The following is a 4,836-nucleotide window of genomic DNA, read 5'->3' on the forward strand; positions in this document are numbered from 1 at the left end:
CTGATTGAAATTGCTTATCATGAGCATGGATCAAGCCTTAATTCTTGCAAAACATTGAATTCAAATTCACTGCTGACAGATTCTACTAGTCTTCAGTTAAAACTAAATACACTGGAGGGGCAAGAACACTACTTTAGGTTGTGATTGTTTTAGATTGTGATTGTATGGGGGTTGTTGTATGGAAGCTATTGTGTGGAGGTTGCTACAGAGAGCCATAGAGAACCACTGTGGAACCGTCAGATTGTAAGGGGTTGCCAGATTGTCATCGTTCAGCAATGATGACCACATAAAATGGCGGTACACTTGGTATCAGTTTGGGAATGATAGTGTCTGTAGCAATACTTTATAGCATTACATTGACAGCACTTGAAGGCATGTGGGTTATTGACGGCATAACTGCCGTGTTGAGAGATCAACTTAAAAATCCATGATCTAAAGCTGAGTTCAACGGTTGGAAGTTGTCGAATTTAGGAGCACGATCGTGCAAGCAGATAAGCAACAACAGATTATTGGCTATTTTATTGAAGAAGCAAACGAGCATCTCAATACGCTGGAAGATGGTCTCCTGAATCTTTCCAAATCTATTGAGGATCCAGAGAGCATTAACGAGATGTTTCGTGCTGCCCACTCGGTTAAGGGTGGTGCCGCTATGCTGGGGTTTAGCAGCATTCAAAAGACAGCCCATCATCTAGAAGATTGCTTAAAAGTTCTAAAAGAGCAGCCTGTGCCCGTTGATGAACGCCTTGTAAGTCTTTTCTTGAGTAGCTTTGATACCCTTAAAACCCTGACAGAGGAACTCCAAGCTCCCTATGGACTGCAAGCAGAAAAGGCTAATGAGATTGTTAAGGCTTCGGAGCCAACTTTTTCAGAGTTAGAGCGATATTTACAGCAGTTGACAGGTAGGGAAGTAGCTGAAGAAGCATCTGCTCTGGCTGCTGATTTTATGCCTCGTGTCATGGGGGTGCTCCGACAAATGCTGGCGATCTTTAAGGAACCCGATAATGCTGGAAATCGGCAGAAGCTACAACATGCTTGTAGTCAGCTGAGTCAACTTGCTGCAAGCGAGAGTGCGTGGCAAGCAATTGTGCAAACTGCTACTGCTGCCTTGACTAACCCGGCCAACTCTTATCAGGTCTTGGCACCTGTTGTTATCAAAGACCTGAAGCAAGCTGCTGAGCTGCTACAGGCTGGCAGGAAAGCAGAGTTAACTGCTAGCCAAGCCTTGCAGAAATTAGCTAGTACCCCAAGGGCTGGTGCTTCCAAAGTAGAAGCTAACACTACCTCAGCCCCAACGGCATCTGCTACAGCGACTGTGCAGGTACCATTGGAACCTAGGGCAGCGGCTAAGGTGCTGGTTAAGTCTTTCAATCGTCAACAACTTACTGAATTAGCTAAGCTGTTAGTTGCAGTTGTAAAACAGCAAGCATAGTCTATGGCTCAGGTTGATCTGCACTGGCTGGTTACAAAGGCTGCATCATTACCCCTGTCATCATTGGTAGCTGCGATCGGGTCACCTGTTACTATTCACAGTGCCGATGGAGCGGTGTTAGCTGAATATTCTGGCCGTCACCTATCGGCAGCATTAGAAGCTGAACTAGGGTGCTACAAAATCATAGCTGGTGACCAAGAGCTAGGCTGGGTACTGGGTGGTTATGGATCAGATGCGATCGCTGAATTCCTCAGCTACACGGCTGAATTACACTTGCACATCAGTAACCTATCCTTACAAGTTGACACCTTAAAGGGAGCGCGTCCAGTGGCAGAGATTACTGAAGATGATTACTTTCAGAAACTTCAACGTCGTGTCAAGCCATTCAAACCGATTAAGTCCTTGTCTAAAGATTAGGATCTACACTCTACTAGTTACCTTGGCCTATGACCCCAGATAGTATTGGGCTGGTTTTTAAAGCTCTACAGTTTGCTGCTCTGAAACATCGAGATCAGCGCCGCAAAGGATCTGAAGCGGCTCCGTATATCAACCATCCCATAGCTCTCGTGCACTTGCTGTGGCATGAAGCTGGTGTGCAGGATCCGGCTGTGTTGGTGGCAGCCTTGCTCCATGACACCGTGGAGGATACCCAAACCAGCTTTGCCGAGTTAGAGCAGGAGTTTGGGGCAGACATTTGTCGATTGGTGGGTGAGGTGACCGACGATAAATCACTGCCAAAGCAAGTGCGTAAACAGTATCAGATAGATCACGCACCCTACTTGAGCGATCGTGCCAAGTTAGTGAAATTGGCAGATAAGATTTGTAATATACGAGACTTAACAACATCTCCTCCGCTTGAATGGTCAGACGAGCGTCGCTACGAATATTTTGAGTGGGCTAAACAGGTAGTTGATCGCCTACGAGGTACCCATCCGGGCCTAGAATCTCTGTTTGATCAAGCCTATCAAGCCGGGATCGCCTTGAGTTCACGATCGCTGCAAATCTAGCAGTTCATTGTGAGCATCGTCAGTCATAATGAGGAATTGCAGTTGACGAGGTTTAGCTATGCCCAGAACCCCCAGTGAGTTTTCTGTTCACCTGCTATTTGAGGGTGGGCACCGTGAAGAGATACGGTTCCCTAACATTCAAGAATTTCAAAAGTGGTATAGCGGTGAGGTTGTGCCTAAGTCTACATCTATGGATTTCATCACGGTTCCAATCAAGAACATTCAAGGTGAATACATGGTTGCGCGTCCAGCCAAGATTCTAGCCATTCGGGTTGAGCCAGTCTTTAGCTCTAGCATCGATCGCTACAGCGAGTAGTCTGCGAGTACTCTGTTCTAGAATAGTCAGCGGTGGCGCTAAGTGATGCAATGGCTTCTTAACCATGGTGTGCTGGTAGTTATTATCACCCTATCGTTAGCCCTAGGTCGTGTTTTCACGTCTACAGCTAATTCAGATTCCACGACTAATTCAGCATCGCCAGCCTCGATTCCCTCACCTGTAGCTCCATCGACCCCTGCACTGCCTCTGCGTCTGCTGTCGATGGAACAGTTTCCGGCTTCGATTGCCCAAGACGAGCAATTGTGGCAGCCCTCCAGGCACGATCGTGCTGCTCTGTTACGGGCGATTGACCACAGCTTGAGATACCTGCAAACACCAGCGGCGATCGCTGCCTACCGCTCCTATCCAGTACCGGGGATTAGTCGAGAGCGGGTACAACGGAGCTTAGAGCGATTTCAGCAGCTCGTGCAGACCAGTCGCTCTGCCCAAGAGTTAGCTGCTGCTGTGCGGCAGGAGTTTGCCGTGTACCAGTCTGTGGGCAAGGATGGTCAAGGCACAGTTATGTTCACAGGGTACTTTGAGCCAGTGTATTTAGCGAGTCGCCAGCCTACGGCTGAGTTTCGCTATCCGCTCTATCGCAGGCCGCCAGACTTAGATACATGGACAAAACCCCACCCTACCCGTGCCCAGCTAGAGGGGATTGATGGTCTACAGGGCGATCGCGGGCGGCTCCGGGGGTTGCAGCTTGTGTGGTTGCGCGATCGCTTGGAAGCGTTTCTTGTGCATGTTCAAGGGTCGGCTCGGTTGCGGTTGCCCGATGGCAGGGTGATGACCGTAGGCTATGCTGGTCGTACAGAACACCCCTACACAAGTATTGGTCGGGAACTAGTAAAGGATGGCAAGTTGCGCCTTGAGGATCTAACCTTGCAGACACTGGTAGCCTATTTTCAACAACATCCAGAGGAGTTGAATCGCTACTTACCCCGCAATCGCAGCTTTATTTTCTTTCGCGAGACAGACGGACAAGAACCAACGGGAAGTTTGAGTGTGCCTGTGACTGCTGAGCGCTCGATCGCCACTGACAAGTCCCTAATGCCACCAGGTGCCTTGGCCCTCATCCACACCCGCTTGCCTACTACTAGCATCACAGCACCCTCTCAACAACCCTGGGTAAGTCGCTACGTGCTAGACCAAGATACTGGTAGCGCTATTCGTGGGGCTGGTCGGGTTGATATTTTCATGGGCACTGGCAAGCAGGCAGGCGATCGAGCTGGTGTGATCAACTCTCCTGGTAGCTTATACTACCTACTACTGAAGGAATAGTAACCAACAGGTCGAGTCAGCCGGAAAAATTCTCAACCAATTTATTTCGGCCTTTAGGTGTCAGCAGATGGGGGATGGTGACTAAGCCAGTCAATGACTTGGTGGCCTAGCTGCGTACCGTTCAGGAGGTCAATTTCCCGTACCCCAGTGGGGCTGGTAACATTTACTTCTGTCAAGTAACCACCGATGACATCGATACCGACGAAGACTAGACCATCGCGGCGTAGGACAGGGGCAAGCTGAGCGCAAATATCTCGTTCTCGATCGCTGATGTCTGTCCGGGCAGCGCGACCTCCTACAGCCATGTTGCCTCGAAACTCGCTACCTGTGGGAATACGATTCACAGCGCCGATCGGCTCCCCATTCAGCAAAATAATTCGTTTGTCACCCTCCTTCGCGGCTGGCAGATAAACTTGCACCATCACGGGTACCTTGCCTTGCTGCGTGCTAATTTCCACTAAAGAGTTAAGGTTACGATCGCCCGCCTGCAAGAATAGAATCCCCTCGCCTGCCTTGCCACCTAGTGGCTTGAGTACTGCTGTGCCCTTTTCTTCTACAAAGGCACGGATAACCTGTTTATCAGCCGTCACAATGGTTTCTGGAATGACTTCTGTAAATTGCAAAGCGTACATTTTTTCGTTAGCAGCACGGATCCCACGGGGAGAATTGATTACCCATGTTTTAGTGGGATCGATGTAGTCCAGAATGTAGGTTGCATAGAGATAGGGCACTGTCACAGGTGGGTCTGTACGCATAAACACCCCGTCCATCACCTGCAAGCTCATCATCTGGGGTTCTCC

6 protein-coding genes are annotated in these 4,836 nt (G+C 49.3%); 5 read left to right on the top strand and 1 reads right to left on the bottom strand.

Annotation, left to right across the window (positions count from 1 at the left end; genetic code table 11):
* Positions 1–451: 451 nt before the first annotated feature.
* The 5 genes from NZ772_13935 to NZ772_13955 are packed head-to-tail and all read left to right on the top strand — an operon-like array spanning position 452 to position 4,036.
* Complete coding sequence (locus NZ772_13935; protein MCS6814649.1) at positions 452–1,429, top strand: Hpt domain-containing protein; 978 nt, start codon at positions 452–454, stop codon at positions 1,427–1,429.
* A 3-nt stretch (positions 1,430–1,432) separates the two neighbouring features.
* Complete coding sequence (locus tag NZ772_13940) at positions 1,433–1,846, top strand: hypothetical protein (GenBank protein MCS6814650.1); 414 nt, start codon at positions 1,433–1,435, stop codon at positions 1,844–1,846.
* A gap of 29 nt (positions 1,847–1,875) precedes the next feature.
* Complete coding sequence (locus NZ772_13945; GenBank protein ID MCS6814651.1) at positions 1,876–2,436, top strand: HD domain-containing protein; 561 nt, start codon at positions 1,876–1,878, stop codon at positions 2,434–2,436.
* Positions 2,437–2,494: 58 nt separating this feature from the next.
* Entirely contained in the window at positions 2,495–2,752 is a 258-nt protein-coding gene (locus NZ772_13950; protein MCS6814652.1) for a hypothetical protein, read from the top strand.
* A 45-nt stretch (positions 2,753–2,797) separates the two neighbouring features.
* On the top strand, positions 2,798–4,036 hold the full coding sequence (locus NZ772_13955) for a murein transglycosylase A (protein ID MCS6814653.1): 1,239 nt from the start codon (positions 2,798–2,800) through the stop codon (positions 4,034–4,036).
* Positions 4,037–4,089: 53 nt separating this feature from the next.
* Here the strand turns inward: NZ772_13955 and gshB are convergent.
* Positions 4,090–4,836, bottom strand: a 747-nt coding sequence (gene gshB, locus NZ772_13960) for a glutathione synthase (protein MCS6814654.1), incomplete at its 5' end; no start/stop codon positions are given.

The organism is Cyanobacteriota bacterium (assembly GCA_025054735.1).
GTDB lineage: Bacteria > Cyanobacteriota > Cyanobacteriia > SKYG9 > SKYG9 > SKYG9.